This window comes from Nostoc sp. GT001 (assembly GCF_030382115.1).
Classification (GTDB): Bacteria; Cyanobacteriota; Cyanobacteriia; order Cyanobacteriales; family Nostocaceae; genus Nostoc.
In genome coordinates this window covers 3,416,502-3,436,752 of the sequence record NZ_JAUDRJ010000003.1, presented here as the reverse complement: position 1 = coordinate 3,436,752, position 20,251 = coordinate 3,416,502, and the positions used below count along the sequence as shown (strand labels likewise).

Annotated in this window: 16 protein-coding genes and 2 pseudogenes; 7 read left to right on the top strand and 11 right to left on the bottom strand. The window is 40.5% G+C overall.

Annotation, left to right across the window (positions count from 1 at the left end; genetic code table 11):
• Window positions 1-156: 156 nt before the first annotated feature.
• The 6 genes and pseudogenes from psb27 to QUD05_RS17675 all read right to left on the bottom strand — a co-directional run bounded on the left by psb27 (window position 157) and on the right by QUD05_RS17675 (window position 4,697).
• Entirely contained in the window at window positions 157-561 is a 405-nt protein-coding gene (gene psb27, locus QUD05_RS17700) for a photosystem II protein Psb27 (protein WP_190240755.1), read from the bottom strand.
• 315 nt (window positions 562-876) lie between these two features.
• Window positions 877-2,022 carry a 7,8-didemethyl-8-hydroxy-5-deazariboflavin synthase subunit CofH gene (cofH, locus tag QUD05_RS17695; protein WP_502911398.1) on the bottom strand — a complete coding sequence of 382 codons (1,146 nt, stop codon included), beginning with the start codon at window positions 2,020-2,022 and terminating at the stop codon, window positions 877-879.
• Window positions 2,023-2,108: 86 nt separating this feature from the next.
• Window positions 2,109-2,939, bottom strand: a complete 831-nt coding sequence (locus QUD05_RS17690) for an energy-coupling factor ABC transporter ATP-binding protein (protein WP_289797211.1) — start codon at window positions 2,937-2,939, stop codon at window positions 2,109-2,111.
• Window positions 2,914-3,726 carry a cobalt ECF transporter T component CbiQ gene (cbiQ, locus tag QUD05_RS17685; RefSeq protein ID WP_289797210.1) on the bottom strand — a complete coding sequence of 271 codons (813 nt, stop codon included), beginning with the start codon at window positions 3,724-3,726 and terminating at the stop codon, window positions 2,914-2,916. The genes QUD05_RS17690 and cbiQ overlap by 26 nt, the downstream gene beginning before the upstream one ends.
• A pseudogene (locus QUD05_RS17680) lies at window positions 3,723-4,024 on the bottom strand (energy-coupling factor ABC transporter substrate-binding protein). Before QUD05_RS17680 ends, cbiQ begins: the two are co-directional and overlap by 4 nt.
• Window positions 4,011-4,697 (bottom strand): energy-coupling factor ABC transporter permease, encoded by a 687-nt coding sequence (locus QUD05_RS17675; protein ID WP_289799996.1) that lies wholly within the window; start codon window positions 4,695-4,697, stop codon window positions 4,011-4,013. The pseudogene QUD05_RS17680 and the gene QUD05_RS17675 overlap by 14 nt, the downstream one beginning before the upstream one ends.
• A 597-nt stretch (window positions 4,698-5,294) precedes the next feature.
• Between QUD05_RS17675 and QUD05_RS17670 the strand changes: the two genes are divergently transcribed.
• The 4 genes from QUD05_RS17670 (at window position 5,295) to QUD05_RS17655 (ending at window position 9,368) form a co-directional block, all read left to right on the top strand.
• Window positions 5,295-6,320: a multicopper oxidase domain-containing protein gene (locus QUD05_RS17670; protein WP_289797209.1), complete on the top strand. Its 1,026-nt coding sequence runs from the start codon at window positions 5,295-5,297 to the stop codon at window positions 6,318-6,320.
• Window positions 6,321-6,492: 172 nt separating this feature from the next.
• Entirely contained in the window at window positions 6,493-7,530 is a 1,038-nt protein-coding gene (locus QUD05_RS17665) for a ComEA family DNA-binding protein (RefSeq protein WP_289797208.1), read from the top strand.
• A gap of 306 nt (window positions 7,531-7,836) precedes the next feature.
• Window positions 7,837-8,271: a ferritin-like domain-containing protein gene (locus QUD05_RS17660; RefSeq protein WP_289797207.1), complete on the top strand. Its 435-nt coding sequence runs from the start codon at window positions 7,837-7,839 to the stop codon at window positions 8,269-8,271.
• Window positions 8,272-8,399: 128 nt separating this feature from the next.
• On the top strand, window positions 8,400-9,368 hold the full coding sequence (locus tag QUD05_RS17655) for an FTR1 family iron permease (protein ID WP_289797206.1): 969 nt from the start codon (window positions 8,400-8,402) through the stop codon (window positions 9,366-9,368).
• Between the two features lie 120 nt (window positions 9,369-9,488).
• On the opposite strand, the gene QUD05_RS17650 is transcribed toward QUD05_RS17655, so the two are convergent.
• From QUD05_RS17650 to polA, 3 genes are all read right to left on the bottom strand, one after another.
• A complete protein-coding gene (locus QUD05_RS17650) occupies window positions 9,489-10,061 on the bottom strand; it encodes a hypothetical protein (protein WP_289797205.1) in 573 nt (190 codons plus the stop codon).
• 166 nt (window positions 10,062-10,227) lie between these two features.
• Complete coding sequence (locus QUD05_RS17645) at window positions 10,228-11,163, bottom strand: ABC transporter substrate-binding protein (protein WP_289799995.1); 936 nt, start codon at window positions 11,161-11,163, stop codon at window positions 10,228-10,230.
• Window positions 11,164-11,348: 185 nt separating this feature from the next.
• On the bottom strand, window positions 11,349-14,294 hold the full coding sequence (polA, locus tag QUD05_RS17640; protein WP_289797204.1) for a DNA polymerase I: 2,946 nt from the start codon (window positions 14,292-14,294) through the stop codon (window positions 11,349-11,351).
• A gap of 552 nt (window positions 14,295-14,846) precedes the next feature.
• On the opposite strand from polA, the gene QUD05_RS17635 reads away from it, so the two are divergent.
• A complete protein-coding gene (locus QUD05_RS17635; protein WP_289797203.1) occupies window positions 14,847-15,554 on the top strand; it encodes a choice-of-anchor E domain-containing protein in 708 nt (235 codons plus the stop codon).
• 318 nt (window positions 15,555-15,872) lie between these two features.
• Entirely contained in the window at window positions 15,873-16,724 is an 852-nt protein-coding gene (locus tag QUD05_RS17630) for a Cof-type HAD-IIB family hydrolase (RefSeq protein WP_289797202.1), read from the top strand.
• A 180-nt stretch (window positions 16,725-16,904) separates the two neighbouring features.
• On the opposite strand, the gene QUD05_RS17625 is transcribed toward QUD05_RS17630, so the two are convergent.
• Complete coding sequence (locus QUD05_RS17625; RefSeq protein ID WP_354666138.1) at window positions 16,905-17,621, bottom strand: DALR anticodon-binding domain-containing protein; 717 nt, start codon at window positions 17,619-17,621, stop codon at window positions 16,905-16,907.
• Between the two features lie 525 nt (window positions 17,622-18,146).
• On the opposite strand from QUD05_RS17625, the gene QUD05_RS17620 reads away from it, so the two are divergent.
• On the top strand, window positions 18,147-18,866 hold the full coding sequence (locus QUD05_RS17620; protein ID WP_289797200.1) for a Crp/Fnr family transcriptional regulator: 720 nt from the start codon (window positions 18,147-18,149) through the stop codon (window positions 18,864-18,866).
• Window positions 18,867-18,923: 57 nt separating this feature from the next.
• On the opposite strand, the pseudogene QUD05_RS17615 reads toward QUD05_RS17620, so the two are convergent.
• Window positions 18,924-19,971: pseudogene (locus QUD05_RS17615) on the bottom strand (PstS family phosphate ABC transporter substrate-binding protein).
• Window positions 19,972-20,251 lie beyond the last annotated feature (280 nt).

The following is a 20,251-nucleotide window of genomic DNA, read 5'->3' as shown; positions in this document are numbered from 1 at the left end:
ATTATGACAGCAGTTTTCAAGTAAATGAGCTATAAAATGCAGGACTTACGCATCAGATATAAAGAGTTTCTGCCTTCTGCCTTGACAAACAAAATAGTCAGGAATCAAAAGTTTTGACACCTGACTATTGATGATGGAGTAAGCAATAGTTAATAGCTAACCGCCACGTTTCAACGCCGTCTCTACCTGCTGCAACTCTTTCTCTAGACGATTTTTGAGTTTTTCGGGTACGGGACGATTTGGGTAAGAACTGTAGTGTCCAGCTAGGGAATTGAGGGCTGTTCGTATGGTTGTAAACGAGCCAAGACCAGAAACAGAGTTAACCCGCTGGTAGCGAGCTGAAAAGTCATTAATTTTTTGACGCGCTTCTGCTTGAATTGCTGCTTTGTCTGGTGAATCTTGTGAAAGATCCAGGGCTTGTCTCATAATATTGACCACAGCTAAGGTGTCTTGACGATAATCCCCAGTCAAACTATCTGGACTGCCAGAACAACCCATTAAGCCGATTGCTACAACCAAAACCAGCGCAAGCAAACGCGACCAATAGCGCTTCATATGCATTAAGTAAAAGAATACGTAAATCAACGTCCATCCTATCTTGGATTGGTAACTTGGGGATCAATTGAATGTTGATATCCTCACCGACCTCAAGGCGCTCTTAAGAAGGAGTAATGAGTAATAAGTAATAAGTAATGAGTAAATACCCATTTTTCATCCACTCATTACTCCCGACTCATTACTTTAAAGCATTGCGTGAAGCCTTAGGATTCAGACCCAAATATGTGGTGAGTGAGGGAGTGAAGAAGGGAATAGGGTACAGGTTACAGATTATTCCCTATCACCTTTCACCTATAACCTCTCACTGATGCCCAATGCCTAACGACTAATAACTTTTTGATAAAGAGTATCCCGTTGTTGGTAAGGTCGTCCTAAAGAAGCGATCGCAGTTTGCAATTGTTCTACTTCCATACACGTACCGCCTAAAGCACCTGCCATTGTGGTGATATGCTCCTCCATCAAGGTGCCGCCAATATCGTTGCAACCCCAAGCTAACGCTTCTGTCGCACCTGCAAGCCCCAGTTTTACCCAACTCTGCTGATGGTTGGGAATCCAATTACCTAAGTAAATCCGCGCTACAGCCCCTAATAGCAGGGCATCACTTAAAACTGGTTGATCGCGTCCAACACGGCGACGTAAGGATTTGGGTGCTTCTTGACCTACGAAAGGTAATAAAATAAATTCTGTGATTCTTGCTGGATATCCCCGATTGATGGCGGTTTTTTGGAGCGATCGCAATTTTTCTAAATGCCCGATTTGCTGTTCGTGGGTTTCAATATGCCCAGATAACATGGTGCTAGTGGTATGCAAGCCTAATTTGTGAGCGGTGCTGACAATTTCTAGCCAAGTAGCTGTGTCAATCTTCTCTGGACACAATATCCGCCTAACTTCATCGTCCAATACTTCCGCTGCTGTTCCCGGCATTGAGCCAACACCAGCATCGCGCAAAGCAGTAATCACCTCAGCATATTCCAGTCCGTCAAGTCTGCCGATAAATTGCACTTCTTGGGGAGAGAAAGCGTGTAAATGTATGTGGGGAAATTCCTGTTTAATGGTTTCTACGACTTTGAGATAATAGGGCAAAGATTTACCATTTATCAGTGCTTGTGGATTTAATCCCCCCTGCATACAGATTTCTGTCGCACCCCGTTTTACTGCATCTGTGGCTTTTTCCAAAATTTGCGCCGAATCTAACCAGTATGCATCGGCATCACCATCATCTCGACGGAATGCACAAAAACTACAGTGCTGCTCACAAATATTAGTAAAGTTGATATTACGGTTAATTATATAGGTGACAGTATCGCCTGCTTGTGTGTGGCGGAGTGTATCGGATGTAGCACGTATTGCTGCGATCGCCTCTGGTTCAGTTTGTTGTAATAACACTACTCCCTCTTCGGGAGATAAGTCGTACCCCATTAAGGCACGTTCAAGAATTTTTTCAACAGAAATTTTTGTCAACATTACTTTCTTAATTTCTCGGTAAATAAATATTAATTTTTGATCTTTTAAACAATTAAATTCTACTTAAAAAGTATGGCTATTGTTAATTAAAAATTACAAAATTTATGCAATATTCTTTGCCGTAAGCGCTCTAAAACTGGTTCTTCTTCGGGTGATACCTCAGCAAATAACATCTCATATATCAGTGGCACTCCTAGCTGTAAATCTTCAAGAATTTCGTGTTGATTAAAAACATCTTGGGGTTTTCCTTCAATCACGAGTTGTCCCCGATCCATGACAAATATCCAGTCTGCCCAACGATAAACTAAATCAAGATCGTGGGTTGCCATTACTATAGTCGTACCATCTGCATGAATCTTTTTCAGGGTTGTCATCAACTTACGAGTATGTAGCTTATCGAGATACGCCGTTGGTTCATCTAGCAATAGCAGTTCTGGTTTTAGCACCATAACATCAGCTATGGAAACTCGCTTTTTTTGCCCTAAGCTGAGATGATGGACAGGTCTTTGTGCTAGTTGGGTAAGTTCAAATTCTGCTAAGGCTTGTTCAACTCGTTGTTTAATTTCTCCTGTTGGCAATCCTAAATTGCACAAGCCATAAGAAATATCTTCTTCAACGGTAGAAGCTACTAGTTGTTGCTCTGGATCTTGAAAAACTAGCCCTACTTGTTGGCGTAATTTCATCAGTGATTGACGATCGTATTTTAGAGTTTTACCGTGCCAATACACGCTGCCTTTTTGAGGTTTATATAAACCGTTAGCTAATAAAAATAATGTGGTTTTGCCGCAACCATTTTGACCTATCAGCGCACATTTTTTATGAGAAGGAATTCTGAGATTTAATCCATTTAAAGCTGATTCCTGTGCCCCTGGATAAGTGTAATATAATTGCTCAAATTCGAGTAAAAATTGTTGCATGATCATACCAATCCAATGCTATTAATAATGCACATCCTATAATTGCTTCGATGGCATACCGCTTGGATAAATGATAGCGATGAGGATGCCAAACTTTAAATTCTCCATTAAATCCCCTTGATGCTAAACTCAAGGATACTTGGCGATAGTTTTCTAAGGTTCGCTTGAGCAATTGTCCAATTAATAGAGCTAAACTTTTCATCCCAATTCTAAAAGTGCAATAGCCACCACGAGCTTGTTGGGCAGTCCATAATTCGGCAGATATGTTTAAAAGAACAAAAATAAAGCGGTACATCAATAATAATAAATCGGTTAACAGCATAGGAAAACCGACACGACGCAGAACTTGTAAAAGCTCGGTGAAGGGGATAGTTAACATAATGAAATATAAGCAGGAAAGAGACGCGATCGCTCGTGTTAAAATTGTCAATCCCTGCTCCATACCGTGAATACTGATATACACATAATAAGAGCCAATATTCAACCCTGCGACTGAGTCATTTTGCACTAAATGTAAGTGAGAAATGTTTACGCCATTAATGACTAAAGCTGGTAAGCTTGTTAACCAGAATAAACTAGCGGCATACACTAGTTTGAAATAAATTTTGCTAGGAATTCCTGCATATATAATTGTCCAAGTACTCATCCAAACTGCAATCAAAACTTGAACTAGGGTATGGCTAAAGGCAGCGATAATCAGCAGAGCGATCGCAAACAGTAATTTCTGCTCTGGTGCTAACCACCGCAACCGATTAGTGTATGCAAGGGTATCTATTTGCAGACTCATTCCTTATTCCTTTGATGTTGCGATCGCCCTTTATACAACCCAATTACATAACCAATTACTCCAGCCCCCCCGCCGCTTGCACGGAAAATAATAAGCTTTCAACTTCTCCACCGGGCAACTCAATTAATGAATTAAACCAAGGTTTATATTCGGGCTGAATTTCTTTAATTGCATTTTCAGCATGACCATCTGCGCCGCTAAAATCTGATCCTTTAATTAATACTAATGGTGCTACTGCCAATCCCACTACTCCTAATAGCAACAGCCAGTTACTCAATCCTTTTTTAGACTGTTTCATTGTGTTGAGGTTCCCTTTTGATTAATTTCAAAAATTCTAATTCTTGAGGTGTATAAGATTGTAGCCAATTCCACACCAATACAGTTAGCAAACCTTCACTAATTGCCAAAGGAACCTGAGTAATCGCAAAAATGCCTGCAAACTTGGTAAATGAGGCTATAAACCCACCGACAGGTGCGGGAAAAGCTAGAGCGAGTTGCACGGAAGTAATAAGGTAGGTGAGTAAATCTCCCAAAGCGGCTGCTAAAAAGATGGCTATTTTTTGCTTACCAGTTAGCCGCATCGTCAAATGATATATCCAGTAAGCAGCAAATGGGCCTGCGATCGCCATCGAAAAAGCATTTGCCCCCAATGTCGTCAACCCTCCATGAGCCAACAGCAGCGCTTGAAATAACAGAACTAGACCCCCCAGGACTGACATAGCCAGAGGGCCAAATAGCACCGCTCCTAACCCTGTACCTGTGGGATGGGAAGAACTACCCGTAACTGAAGGAAGTTTCAACGCTGACAAGACAAAGGTAAAAGCTCCCGCCAATGCCAAGAGTAATTTTAGTTCTGGGTTAGCTTGGGTGATCCGAGTCAGCGATCGCAATCCTAAAACAAAAAATGGTAGCGCTACTATCCACCAAAAAATTGCCCAATTTCCTGGTAAGTAGCCTTCCATGATGTGCATAGCATAGGCTGGTGTAGACGCTCCAATAACTAGGTAAAAGCTCAAAACCACTATCAAAATTAGTGATCCGCTTTTTGACTTTAGAAGAATTCTTGGCACGCTGTATACCTCGCAAAGACATTTTAAATACTCAGTTTAAATCGGCGGGCGCTCTCATAAACGCTTCAAAATTAAAAATTAAAAATGGTAAGGACTGACAATTTTATGGAAATGCAATTTATTTCATCTCTAAGTAAATAAAATGCACCACAGCATAGCAACAGTCTCTTAGTTTCGTCCATATCCAGGTGCTATTATACGCATTGTTTATATTCTAAGTACTGTCAAGGCAATAAGCATACCAATAAAATAGACATCAAAAGCTAGCTTCATTTTAAGATTATTTATACATGCTTAAAAGATAAATACTGATAAAAATTAGAAAATTTGACTGGAATGTTCACGGACTGATTTTAATTTGATCTAAATTTAATAACTTAACGCAGTAGTTCTAAAGCACTATAAATTATTGACAATAATTATTAACTCTTCTAATATTTAAAAGCAATTGCAAAATATTTGCAATTCTTTATTTGGTGCTAACTGTAACTAAACGTCATGCCCAACAACTTCGCTCTAGGTAACGGAAAACCTTGGAGCCGCCGTCAATTGTTGAAGCTGGGCCTAGCAGGTGCTGGAGTAACTGGTGCAGCTGGACTTTGGCAGATGCTAAATCTACAAAGTAAGTCAATCGTTAAAGTGCCACCATTCGATAGGTCAGCACCAGACGACGTTACTAACCCAATGAAGATGTTAAGGGATTTTGATTATGGGACGGTGAAGCAAGAAAATGGGCGGACTATCCGGGAATTTCAGTTAACTGCTGGTTCTTCCATCATAAAACTCAATAGTGCTGTCTCTTACAACATCTGGGATTTAAACGGTCGCATACCAGGGCCAACGCTACGGGCAAAACAGGGCGATCGCATCCGGGTATTATTTCTCAACAACGCGGGGCATTCTCACTCTTTGCATTTTCATGGCGTACATCCAGCAGAAATGGATGGTGTTCGCCCAATCAGCAACGGCAAAGCCACGATTTATGAATTTGATGCTGAACCTTATGGCGTTCACCTATACCACTGCCATATCGAACCAGTCACCCGCCACATCGCTAAGGGGCTGTACGGAATGTTCATCATCGATCCACCTACTCCCCGTCCCCCGGCTGATGAGATTGTATTAGTCATGGGTGGGTATGACGTGAATGATGACAGCCATAATGACTATTACGCCTTCAATGGTTTGCCTCACTATTACATGCATCATCCCATTGGCATTTACAAAGATCAGTTGATTCGGCTGTATGTCCTCAACATCATTGAATACGATCCGGCAGTGACGTTTCATCTCCATGCCAACTTCTTTGATGTCTATCGCTATGGCATGAGTATGACTCCTAGTGAGAAAACTGATGTGATTACGATGGGTGTAGCAGAAAGGCACATCTTAGAATTTTCTTTTCGCTATCCAGGTAAATATATGTTCCATCCCCATCAAGATGCGATCGCAGAAAACGGTTGTATGGGTCAATTTGAAGTAATTACTGAGAGCAACTCTCAAAATACTGTTAAGAGTTCCTGACGATATTATTAGTAATTTGTAATTAATTTATTAAAATTTTAGCAAACTATTTGATAAAAAATCTCATTATATGCAAAAGTAAAATCTATGACAATCTGTCAAACAAACTATTTTCTAGTAATAGTTTGAAATGTTTCAATTAATACCTTTTTTAGTTGTGCGAGGAGCAAAGATGATAAAACTTCGTTATATCTGTTTAACAGCAGCAGCAGCCTTAATAGTTACCTTGAGTTCTTGTAGTAATACACCAACCGCAGAAAATCCATCAGTACCAGTTGCTAACACTCCAGCTACAGAGGCAGTAAGTAGTAACAGTCACAGTGGTCACGGTAGCAAAGACAAAATTAACATTAACAGCGCTATATTGTCAGAATTGGATAAGTTTGAAGCCAAGCTAGGTATCCCGGCTTTATCAAACAAAATCCAGGCAAATCGTCCCTACGGTAGCCCAGAAGATTTAGTTACTAAAAAAGTAATTACTCAAGAACAGTTCGACCAAATTAAAGACCAAGTTGGTGTTCAAGAAGTGGTACTCACAGGTGAGGCAAAAGATGTTGATTATATGTCTAAATTAGGCTTAATGAAAGGGCATCTTTTGGTAGCCAAAGAACTGCTAGATCAGAATCAGCCGAAACAGGCAGAACCTCATATTGGACATCCAGTTGAAGAGATTTACGTTGATGTAGAAGATCAACTTAATGAGCGCAAAGTCAAAGAATTTAAGACAACTTTGGTGAGTTTGCAAGATTTAGTGAAATCTAGTCCCAAGGATAGCAAAATTAAAACTAATTTTACTTCTTCAGTGCAAGCAGTTGATTCCGCGATCGCAGCTTTGCCAGCAGATCAACGCTCAAAACCAGGATTTACGCTACAGGTAATTAACGAACTACTAGATGCAGCTAACTCCGAATATGGCGCGGCGATCGCAGATGGTAAAGTAACCGCCCCAATTGAGTATCAAGACTCCCGTGGTTTTGTCGTTTACGCCAATGATTTATACAAAGGAATTTCTAGTCAAGTAGCTCAAGCAGATCCCGAAGCACACAAAGCGATTGATACTAGTTTCGCTGAACTCATAAAAGTTTGGCCCGCCGCCATCCCACCAGCAAAAGCAGTCAAAACACCTAATGATGTTACCAAACTGGTGAAAACCATTGAGGAAAACTCTCAAAAAGTGGTTGACAAATCCAATACCCAAGCACAGCGATAACACTTTAATTGTAAGAATTCAGCACCCAGGAGTCAGCAGCCAGAATTTATTAGGAATCTAGAATGATTGGTATATTTATTCATCAAATGTTCTCCTGATTGTTTAACTATTCTGAATTATGAATTCTGACTCCTGAATTCTTATCTTTAATTTAATGGAAAGTATAGGTTAAGGAGTTTAAAATAGTTAGGAGTTAGGAGTTAGGAGTTATGAATTATGAGTTATGAATCCCAAAAACTAACTCTTAACTTCCAACTCCTCACTTTTAACTAATTACACTCCCTTCGTTACTTTAACTAACAACTGATGCAAGAACTTGACCATAAAAAGACTATTGACCTGCTGAACGCCATCATGGAATTTGAACTAGCAGGAGTAGTGCGCTACACACATTATTCTTTGATGGTAACTGGCCCTAACCGTATTCCGATTGTGGCTTTTTTTAAAGCACAGGCAAGTGAATCTTTACTTCATGCCGAACAAGTAGGAGAAATTCTCATAGGTTTAGATGGGCATCCCTCCCTGAAAATCGCCCCAATGGAAGAAACCTACCAGCATAAAGTCAAGGATATCTTGGAAGAAAGTTTATCCCATGAAAAAAAGGCATTGGATCTGTATAAAAAATTGCTCGAAACTGTCACCAATGCCAGCATTTACCTTGAAGAATTCGCTCGCGGTATGATTGGACAAGAAGAGATGCATAATCTCGAGCTGAAAAAGATGCTACGCGATTTTAGTTAATAGTCATTAGTCCTTAGTCATTGGTCATTAGTCACTTGTTATTAGTCATTAGTCATTAGACAAAAACAAAGGACAAAGGACTAATGACAAGGGACTAATGACAAAGGACAAAAGACAAAGGACAAAAGATGAATTTTAGTACTGCTCTACCTACTTTTGTAATCACACTTCGAGAAGGAGTAGAAGCTGCCCTTGTTGTTGGTATTGTGCTAGCTTTGCTAAAAAAAGCTAAACAATCTCGACTGAACTCTTGGGTATATGCTGGTGTCGGCGTTGGCGTTGTCGTCAGTGCCTTAATAGGCGTGTTATTCAGTTGGATAATTCAAATACTGGGAGCAGCGAATCCTCAATACACCACCGTAGTTGAGCCAGCTTTGGAAGGTGTATTTAGTGTATTAGCGATCGCAATGCTCAGTTGGATGCTAATCTGGATGACTAAACAAGCCAGATTCATGAAAGCTACAGTTGAGGGAGCAGTAACAGAAGCGCTGACACAAAACTCAAATGCTGGCTGGGGTGTTTTTACTTTAATTTTAATTGCCGTTGTCCGCGAAGGCTTTGAAACTGTTCTGTTCGTTGCAGCAAATTTTCAACAGGGATTAATGCCAGCATTGGGTGCTATTGCTGGTTTGGTAACAGCATCCGCTATTGGAGTGCTGTTATTTAAATGGGGTGTCAAAATTAACATCCGCCAGTTTTTCCAGGTAATGGGCGTTTTATTAGTGTTGATTGTGGCTGGGTTGGTAGTTTCAGCCTTGAAACATTTTAACGAAGCTGTAGCTAACCTTGCCCTTAGCAGTCGCGCTACAGAAAACCTTTGTTTCTATTACGAACATTTTACAAAAGTCCACTCTTGTATCTTGGGGCCAATGGTTTCCAATACTTCCACAATCTTGCCTGACGAACAGTTTCCTGGGATTATTCTCAAATCTTTATTTGGCTATAGAGACAATCTCTATCTTGTGCAAGCAGTGGGATATGTGGGATTTTTACTCAGCATTGGAGGACTGTATTTCCGCAGTCTTGGAGGTGCTTCTCCTCAAGGTAAAAAAAATATCGCTTTTGATCAAAAACCGATTAGTTCTGCAAAAGATTAAGACGCGTAGTGTTTGAGTTCCAATATGTAACTCAAACACTAAATTTATCAAACTGTTTGTGTAGCACAGAGATGTGCCAGAAAAGGAAAAATAAGAATTTGTTTTAAAGTAATTTAAATGCTATCGGGTACACGTATTTATAAGACGGTTTTGAAAACTAAGTTCTCTAGTATTAACTTGACACTTTTTTTCTCCAACTTCCTTGATGTTTTTGATAACTCCTATAAAAATTCTATCTTGTTGTAACTCAAATCGGCAAATAGCGTCATCAGAAGTGAGAAAACTTGGTTCAAAGTTCTCATAAACACTAAAAATTTTACCATTTGGACATTCTACTCGCTCAACAAGGTTAATATGATTACCTAGAGCTAATTGTATGAGAAATACAAAAAGAATGAAACAGCCAACAAATCCTGCTACTATAATACTAAAAAATTTTAGCAAGTTTTCTTTGAATAAAAAACTATTGATAAATAGCAATAAAGGTGTGATATAAAAATATAGCCTGATGATCTTGTTTAATAGATCAAACTCAAAAATAATTTTACTTGACCAATTTAAATCCCAATTCAAAATGAGTGGTATTAGACTAATTATAATAACAACTAAGTTATCTGAAGGTCTATCAAGTCTACTAATTAAGAACAAACGAACCCATCGCCAAAATTTTTTGAGAAGTTTAGCAATCTGCATTTTTCAATACTGGTATCTATAAGTAAAGAATACTCCTTAATATAGGATTTCGGTTTGATTTTTGAAAAGATTCTGAGACTGAAAAGCTAGTTTTATCAGGGTTTTATCTAAAATCACCTCCGATAAATGCATCCTTGATTGACTGCGGCGTTCTTCCATTATTAATTTAAGTGCCCTGTGGTGTAAACAACGCTTGCTTAAGCTGCTGACAAGCCTTTTCAATTGCATCTATACTACCTGGATTCACCAGACCATAATAATCAAACACATAGACTCGGTTATTTTTAGTTGCTTGCAGTTGTTGCCAAAAAGCTTCCTTTTTCAAAGAATCTAAAAGTGCTACTTCAGAATTTCCTTGTGGAGGATTAACTAAAATTATCACCTCTGGATTTGCTTCTAAAACTTTCTCAGCCGAAAGCGTCACATAGCCACCAACTGGACTTTTTCCTTGTAAATCTGCGGCTATATTTTTCGCCTGAAACTTCGCCAGCAAATCCCCTGCCCAACTGTTTTTATTTGGCGCTAAAATTGGTTGACGACTAACTAGCGCTAGTGTAGAAGGACTCTGAGTTGGCTTATCTGGCAAAAAAGTTTTATAACGATTTAACAAAGGCTGAGGATCGGTATTGATTAACCCAGCCAGTTTTTTAGTAAGTTCTTCTAGAGATTCCCAGCTATTCACCTTAGTGAGCAAAGTCGCAATTCCTAGCTGCTGAAGTTTTTGAATTGGAATGTTAGAAAAACCTTCAGCACCAATAACTAAATCTGGTTTTAGTGCTACCACTTTCTCTAAATTTGGCGGACTTTGACCTTCACTAACGCGGGGAATATCTTTGAATCTTGAGTCGTCCTTAAATAATCTACTCCCAGTAATGCCGACAATTTTTGTTGGTTCGAGTCGAGAGATGATATCAGCAGAAAGAGAAGAAAGAGCAACAACTCTTTTTGCCGAGCCTTTTGATAATTTTTGAGAGTTCGTGTTAGTCGCCTCAGTGCTACTTTCCACTTTGGTTTGTGGTTGCTGAGTATTTGCAGTGGTGCAAGCAACTAAAACTATACTCAACAAAATTGCTAAAGCAGATAAGAGGCAACGACGATACATATTAAAATTCATTCATTCCTAGCAAATTAAATTGGGCAAAACTCTACGTACCTACCCTGCGGGAAGGCGAAGCGCCTATGCGTTTACTTTGCGTTCCTCTGCGTTGAAAAACGCTACTAACTTGTGAAATTATATGCTAGAGATGTATACCCATCTCAATGTAATTGTCCTAATCCTAATCAAGCTTACTTTGTCTCCATCCAATTTTCACCAACACGCGCCTCCACAAGCAAAGGAACACTCAACTGCACTGCATTTTCCATCACCGATTTAATTTGTAGTTGTAATTCTTCCCACTCATTAGGAGGAATTTCAAACACTAATTCATCGTGAACTTGCAATAACAAACGCGCCTGATAGTTTTTCAAAACCTCATGCAATCTCACCATTGCAATTTTGATAATATCAGCGTTAGAACCTTGAATTGGTGCATTAGCCGCGGAGCGTAATAAACCTGCATCAAAAGCACCTAAATTCTTCAATTTACTCAGATCGATATCTTCTGGGTTGCTGCCTTTTAATTTGCGTAAACTGTTATTGGTAAAGTCAAAATAACGACGGCGACCGAAAATAGTTTCTACATAACCAAGAGCGATCGCTTCTTTTTTCACTCGCTCCAAATATGCAAATACTTTCGGATATCGTTCATTAAACCGCTTAATGAACTCGTTGGCAATGGTCTTATCTATCCCAGTTGAGCGCGAAAATCTGAGAGAACCCATTCCATAAATCACGCCAAAATTAATAGTTTTTGCTATTCCTCGTTCTTCTGATGTGATATTTTCTTTTTCAAAAACTAACCGCGCCGTTACAGTATGAACATCATCATTTTGCTGATATGCTTGCACCAATATCGGCTCTTGACTCAAATGAGCCAAAATCCGTAATTCAATTTGTGAGTAATCAGCAGCCACCATTAACCAACCGGCTTCAGGCAAAAACGCCTTCCGAATCTGGCGACTAAAAGCTGTACGAATAGGAATATTTTGCAAATTCGGATTTGAAGAAGATAACCTACCAGTTGATGTTGCTGCTTGGTTAAAATCAGTATGTACTCGCTGGGTATCTGGACGCACTAATGCAGGTAATGCATCAACATAAGTAGACTTTAATTTAGATAGGGTGCGATACTCAACGATCGCTTCAACAAATCCAGTTTTATCATCTTCTTGAAGTCTTTCTAGTGTTGCTGCATCTGTGGAGTAGCCTGTTTGAATTTTACGAGAATGTCTAGTACTTAACCCCAACTTTTCAAACAAAATTTGGCTCAACTGCTTAGGAGAACCCAAGTTAAAGTTTTCACCAGCTATTTCAGTTGCTTCCTCTTTTAACCTGGCTAACTCAGTTTCTAAATGCTGCGAAAGTTCTTGTAAATAAGCTGAATTAATCCGAACACCTGTGTATTCCATTTCGGCTAAAACAGCTTCTAGCGGCTGTTCGACTTCCACTAATAGCTTAGATAAAGCTGGAATTTTATCCAGATCCTCGCGCAATTTCGATACTAAACCAAAACTAGAATAAGCATCCATCCCGCAGTAATCTGCTACGGCGGGAATATCTATATCAGCGATGGTTTTGCCTTTAGGAACTAAATCTAAATAACTTTTAGCCGTCAATCCTAAATATCGCTGCGACAAATCCATCAAATTATGACTTGAATCTGGATTTAGAATGTAACTTGCCAGCATGGGATCAAACACCACTCCCGCCAAGTTAATTCCTTGACACCTGAGAACTAAGCGGTCAAATTTGGCATTTTGTAAAGCTTTTGGATAATCCGCACTTTCGAGAATTGGGCGTAATACTTCTAACACCAAATCTTTATGCAAATTTTCTCCAGTTTTATGCCCCACAGGAATATAGACCACCTCATCTGGTTCCGTTCCCCAACAGCAACCAATTCCTACTAACTCAGCATCTCTTGGTTCTAAAGCGGTAGTTTCAGTGTCCCAAGCAACGGGTGTTTCTAGATTAGTGAATTTTTGCAAAATTTTCACTAACTCAGTTAATTTAGCTTCGGTATTGATGATACGTGCTGTAATTGGAGAAGTCGATTGTTGTGGAACTGCTGCTGTATCACTAGCACTGAAAAACCACAAATCATTATCTTCATCACCACTGAATTCTGAGTTAGTAGACTTGGGATTATTTGCGTCTGTTTTAGTTTCTTGCTTTTCTTCAACTTTGCCACCAAAACGCTGCTGAAGGTCGTTTATCCTGCCTAAAAAAGACTTGAATTCTAATTTTTCTAAAATTGGTGATAAGACGCTTGTATCAAACCCTTTTAATTTGCAATCTTCTAAATTAAATTCTATCGGAACATCTAAAACTATAGTTGCCAAATAGCGAGACTTCTCAGCATCTTCTTTACCTGCTGCCAGTTTTTTCTGAGTTGCGCCTTTAATTTCATCTAACGCAGCATAAACATTCTCAAGTGAACCGTAGGTATTCAGTAGCTGCACTGCTGTTTTTTCGCCAATTCCCTTGACACCAGGAATATTATCTGATTTATCACCACAAAGAGCTTTAAAATCAACAATTTGTGAAGGTAAAACGCCCATTTTTTCTTTGACTTGTTCTGCTTTAAATTCCGTGATGCTATTTGTAGAGCGCTTTAGGGCATCTGGACTAAAATTCAGAACAGTGATTTCTTTGTCAGAGTCGATGAGTTGAAATAAATCGCGATCGCCAGTTAAAATCTTCACCCTATACCCAGCAGCAGTTACTCGCTGTGCTAAGGTTCCCAAAACATCATCAGCCTCAAAACCAGGGGCAGTGAAAAAGGGTAGATTGAAGCCATTCAGCAACTCATGCAGGTTTGCTAAGTCGGGAATGAAGTCTTCTGGTGTTTCCGGGCGATCGGCTTTATAAGTCTCGTCAGCTTCGTGGCGAAAAGTTGCCTCAGCCAAATCAAAAGCGATCGCCATTGCTTGAGGCTGTTGTGTTGCCATTACCTCCAACAGGCACTTCACAAAACCAAAACATATACTCGTAGGAATCCCTGCTTTAGTACGCAGTCCTCCATCTCGCCCTTTGGCGAAAGCAAAGTATGAACGATAAGCCAGCGAGTGCCCATCTACGAGGATGAACGTGGGGCGTGTTGTAGTTGCGGAAGTCAAAGTTTCAGACATAGCCCTATTTTAGCCAGAAGCCTTGTCACATAGTTAGCAATTTCAGATGCTGGTTCTGCTTGGCTTTGGCGACAATAACCCAGTTCTTGCGTACCAATTGCTCTTGAGTATGATTTTAGACAAATTTATATTTACGCATTTGCAACTTTAGTACGGAAGGGAAGTAGAACCAACTTTTGGCAGAGATACCAGTTCAATTAAGTACGTGAGTATAAGCATAGTAACCGGATAGTAAATAGATCCCCAACTTATCACTAAAAGTCGGGGATCTATCTCCTGAGCGTTTTATGTTTAATTAGGTTGACCTAGCTTACTTCTCAGGAACCAACAAAAACTAGCTTAATATTTCAACATAATATTACCACTATCAAAACCTCTTGCCTTAATAAAACTTTATATGTACCAATCAAAAAGTCTATTTATCGAAGGAATTTGAACATAATAACTTTACATAAAGTTACGTGTATTTATCAAGACTACAAGCAAAGTTTCAGAGTTAGAAATAGGTTAGTAATCCCGTAATGATTCGTTTCAGAAAAGCATCTTCTATCCATGACAACAAAACTATTCAACACTCTAGCTGCTGCTACAACTTTGGCAGGAATTGTTGCAACATCTGGCGCAGCTAATGCAGCTTCTCTCTCATACACTAGTTCCACTAATTACGATTTCACAAATATCATTGATGCACCTCTGAGCGTCCAAAAATTTGACTCATCTTTGGGTACACTCAAGGGTGTAACAATAAGTTTTACTGGCGACATACTTGGAAATGCAGGTTTTGAAAATAGGAGTCCAACCCCGACTCAGGTGACAGTAAATCTTGCTAGTCAACTCAGCTTAAAACTAAATAATCAGTCTCTGTTTGCGCTCAATCCACAAGATATATCGAGTTATCAAGCTGCTAAATATGATGGTACTACTGATTATAGTGGCACCTCTGGAAAGACTGTTTATAACTTAACTGCCACACAATCGGCAACTCAGTCTTTCACCAATACCCAATTCTTGCAGTCTTTCACTGGTAATGGCGACATAGACTTTTTGTTCTCAGCTTTAGCCAACTCAGTAGTTACGGGTTCTGGCAACATGCGATCCTATATTGATACTTATGCCAAAGCAGGTATCAAAGTAACTTATGACTACGATGAAGTGAAATCAGTACCTGAATCCTCTGCCACACTTGGAATTGGTTTAATTGCTGGGCTTTGTCTATTGTCACAACGCAAAAAAAGCTGGATCAAGGTCTCCAATTCATAGACTTTCTTGAATAGGTAGGTTTTTCGATCCTATCTATCGATCAGGCGAGCTAAATTTAAATAAAAAAACCCGATTTGTTCGAGAATCGGGTTTTTTATTGCGCCTATTAGCCATAATTTTTAAACCTTTTTAAATAAATCCAAAATCCTCAAAGCAAGTGTATTGCTCCCTGAGATAAATCTAAAATCTAAAATTGTGTAAGTCAACATCCTTACGGTAAGGGAATTGGATTGACTAGAGATGCCAATTTTTTCTACTACTCCCCACTGGTCGCTAGAGCCTGTTAACCTCTTACTGGAACTTAAAATCTAGGAAATTATGCAGAAAGCATCTACTGACAATCAGGCTGCTGCAAAAGACATTAAGCTATTAGTTTTGGATATAGATGGCACGATCGCTGGACACTCTAATACCATTAGCGAACCTGTAAAGCAAGCAATCTTTGCGGCGCAAGCACGAGGAATTCAAGTGGCGATCGCCACAGGTAGAATGTATCGTTCAGCTTTGCGCTTCCACCAAGACATCGGCTCTACCCTACCATTAATGGCCTATCAAGGAGCCTGGATTCAAGACCCAATCAGCCAAAAAATTCATCGCCATTGGGTTGTTTCCAGAGAAATCGCCCACCAGTTACTCGACTATTTTGAACAGCCTGAGTTGCGATCGCTTCTATCTGTTCACTTTTACATCAACGATCAGCTATATGTTCGTGAGTTAACCAGAGAAACCAAAACTTATGCAGAACGTTCTGGTATTATCGCGATTCCTGTGGGTGATTTGCGTCAAGCCTTAACGAATGAACCGACAAAAATTCTTGCTTTATCTGATGACACTGACTTAATCGATAAACTATTAGGAAATTTGCGCCGCCAATACACACCCGGTGAACTTTATATGACGACATCTGTTGCTACCTTTTTTGAAGCAACTAACGCCTCTGTAAATAAGGGGACTGCTGTACGTTACCTAGCCGAAGAATTGCTGGGATTACAGTTAGCCAACGTGATGGCGATTGGCGATAACTTCAATGATGTGGAAATGCTGGAGTATGCCGGACTTGGTGTAGCTATGGGCAACGCACCAACAGGAGTGCAAGCGATCGCTAAGTGGGTAGCTCCTAGCGTAGAGGAAGATGGGGCAGCAGTAGCAATTGAAAAGTTTTTGCTGTAGTTAGGGCACTTTTTAAAATCTAACCCATACAAATCAGAAAGGACACCGACGACTGGCCGTGTTTCGTCTCGGTGCCCTAGCTGGTTCGCTCCTCACACACCTGCTAATGTATCCGAGGTGGTGCATCGAGTCAATAGCTATATAAAAAGTTTTTATTTTTGCCTAAGCGACATTACCGATTTATAACTCCAAAGGCGCAAAAACCCCCAGATTTTCCTCTAGGACAAATTTTAATACTGACTGAGTAGCCATGAGCAATCCGAGTCTAGCTTGGGCTAGTTCTGGTGATGTAATTTTGATCTCACCCCAAATCCGACAATTAGACCAAAACTTTTCAAAAGCCTGGCTCAAATTCAGCGCTATTTTTTCCCATTTCACAGAACCGCTAACATCAGGACACTCTATGTTGTCTACCACTTGTATTAATTCGCCAATTAGACGACGCTCATCTGGGTGATTGAGTTGTAGTGTTCCGTCGCAATTAAGCCAAGGTAGGGGGTTAGGAGAGATAACATCCCAAAAAGCTGGACTAGTCTTTGGAACTGGTTCTCTAAGTTTAATCAATCCCTCTCGATGAGCCAGAAGCACTAGCGAACAGCAGCGTGCATGAGCATATTCAACAGCAAACAATAAATTGGGCATTGGGCATGGGGCATCAATTGTCTCCTCTGCTCCCCTGCTCCCCAGGTTACTGAGCGTAGTCGTTGGCGCAGCCTCTCGTAGAGAAGTATGCTCCCCTGCTCTCCCCAAACTTCCGACTACGAGACTTTGTAACCAAGTCGCTAAGGTTGAGTGAGTTAATTCAAAACTTATCAAACCAGGGGGAACTATTTGGATGCTAAAAACGTCGTCACAAATCCCTGATAAATCTGAAGCGATCGCACTAGCAAGCTCCATCGCTTTTCGATTCTGAGATTTTGATAGTCGCAGAGACACACTTGAGGTATAGAAAACTCTATTGTCATCTCTACCTTTATATAGAGGAATTTTTTCCCCTTTTATGCATATATTTTCTGAATTATAAGTATCAATGCTTAGTGATTTTATTAGATAACTATATAGTAGCTGTTTGATTGACGTATATTTGCTAACTGGTAATTTATAATGCACGTAATATTATTTAAATAGTCATGTAAGATATATTTGTTACATTTCTGTCATCTGTCTTGCGGTATAAATTTAATTTAGATGAAGAAAAATGAGAAGAGGATAAAATTTGATGAATAATCGATGAATAGTAAGTAAACTTTACTACCATCATTGTACAGTAGGAAGTATAACAAAAGAGTAGAGAGTAATTTGCTTTCTATTCTTTGGATTGGCTGGCGCTGTTAGGCGTTAAGCCTGCCTCGTCAACACAAAGACACTCCTTGCACCCTTTTATTTACGTCTTTGTCTTCAGCCGAACGCTCTTTGTTACCTATGCAATCTCCATCCTCCTTTTCTGAGGCATCACGNGCCTTTTTGACTTGGCAACGCATTCTTGACTGGGCTCAAGAACACTATCGCTGCCGCACCTTTAGCAAAGATGAGCGCATTCCAGCCCGGCCTGGATTGCTGTATTTGGTGCAAAGGGGTGCGATCCGCATGGTAGGAACCGCCCAAGTTAGTGCGACTGCTAGTCAGCTAACGTCTCGACGAATCAACAGAACTCCAGAAGAAGCGTTCTTGGGTTTTGTGGGAGCGGGACAGCCATTTGAAATTGTTGCTCAGTCACCATTCACACTCCAGGCTTACGCCCATGTCGATCAAACAGCGGTGCTGTGGATGTACTGGCACGATTTAGACAATTGGCCTCACTTCCGTCGCGAAGTTATGGATGCCTTTAGGTATCAGCACCAGCGTAAGCTGCTGTGGCTGAGTGCCTTGGGACAACGCCGCACAATTGACCGACTCTTAGGATTTCTCACATTGTTAATTGAGGAATATGGAGAGCCAGCAATGAGCGACACCGATCCTGATGTGATTCGCGGTTATTGTCTGCCTTTTCCCCTCACTCATGCCCAAATTGGTAGCGCGATTGGTTCCACTCGTGTCACCGTCACCCGCTTGATGGGTAAGCTGCGTCAACGTGGTTTAATCTTGACTCAAGGGGATAATCTCATTTGCTTGCCAGCAGAGTCGATTAATAGAGCTGGTTAAAGCATCGGTTCAGAGCGGCGATTTCCGCCACTCTGTCTTGAGTGCGATTCGCTCTTGTCAGCGAATTTTGACAAATCCCGCTTGGGTAATCAGTTGCTGTCCCTGCTCAGTCAGCAGTAAGTTGGCGTAAGCGACACCTGCTTGCTGCTCAGTCTGACCATTCTGTTTGACCACCACAAACAGATTGCGGGTAATCGGGTATTTTCCTGATTGGAAGAGCCTCAATGTTCAACTTGTTCCGTTTACCAGGACATTCAGACGGGAGGACAGAAGGTTCTTGGTATGGAGCAATGTATTGTCCTTGTGTGCGCCCCAACGGCAAGGACTTGATTGAGCATTGAGGAATCACCTCTGGGGCAGAAGCGTAGTAGATGCTACCAGGACTATCAGCCAATTTTTGCAAGGCTTGGGTGGTTGTGGAGAGAAATTCTACATTGGAGCTGAAAGCTTGACCACCCAAGATGTCTTGGACAAAAAGTTCGACAGTACCGCCATCAGCAATGCGGCGGGAATAGGGCTTGATCGGGATATTGGGGCCGCCCACTTGGCTCCAATTATTGATTTTGCCTATGTAAATTGACTTTAACTGTTCTACTGTTAATCCTGAAATATTCAGGTTGGGGTTAACTGCAACCGCTAAACCATCAATTGCCACAGGAATTTGTTTCAAACTGAACCCACGCTGCTGGGCACGGCTTAATTCCGGATCTAGAACTGGTCGGGAGGACTGGGCAAAAGCTAGTTGACCGTCTATCAAGGACTGAATGCCAGTACCAGAACCAGGTGATGCATTGCTGGGTTCTACATATCGCAGCCGTAACTCTGGCCTCGCAGCTTGAATTACTGGATCGACTACTAGTCGAATCGGTGCCCAAGATGTACTGCCTCCGTAATTAAATAATCCTGTAGGAACATCCTTTACTGAAGTGAAAGTATTACCACTAGGTTGTTCTGAACCATTTTGGGGCGTTTTGGTGCTACCAGAATTAATTGTATTTAGATCGACACCAGATTTTCTAGTAAACCACCAAAAACCACCAGCTATTAGCCCGACGGTGATTAGGATGGATAATACAAGAATAGTTGTTTCATTTTTTTGGGACATAGTATAATTACCCGCGCGTCCATTCAATATAAGTGCTTGACTTGACAAGTGCTTGCTACTTGAGATTGTATTTGGAGGACGGGTGTTTTATTAAAAATGCTGACAAATCCTCACTTCTGACTACTTTAGAAATCAAGGTATAATAAATTTCCCCTGGATTATTCGTCTTTTTCTCAAGGCTTAAATGTTGGTGAGGATAAGTTGTTAGTTGATACTAAGATTTTTCCCCATAAAGCTTAATTTCTCATCTTGAGGGTTTTTCCAGGTTAACTATTGGTTA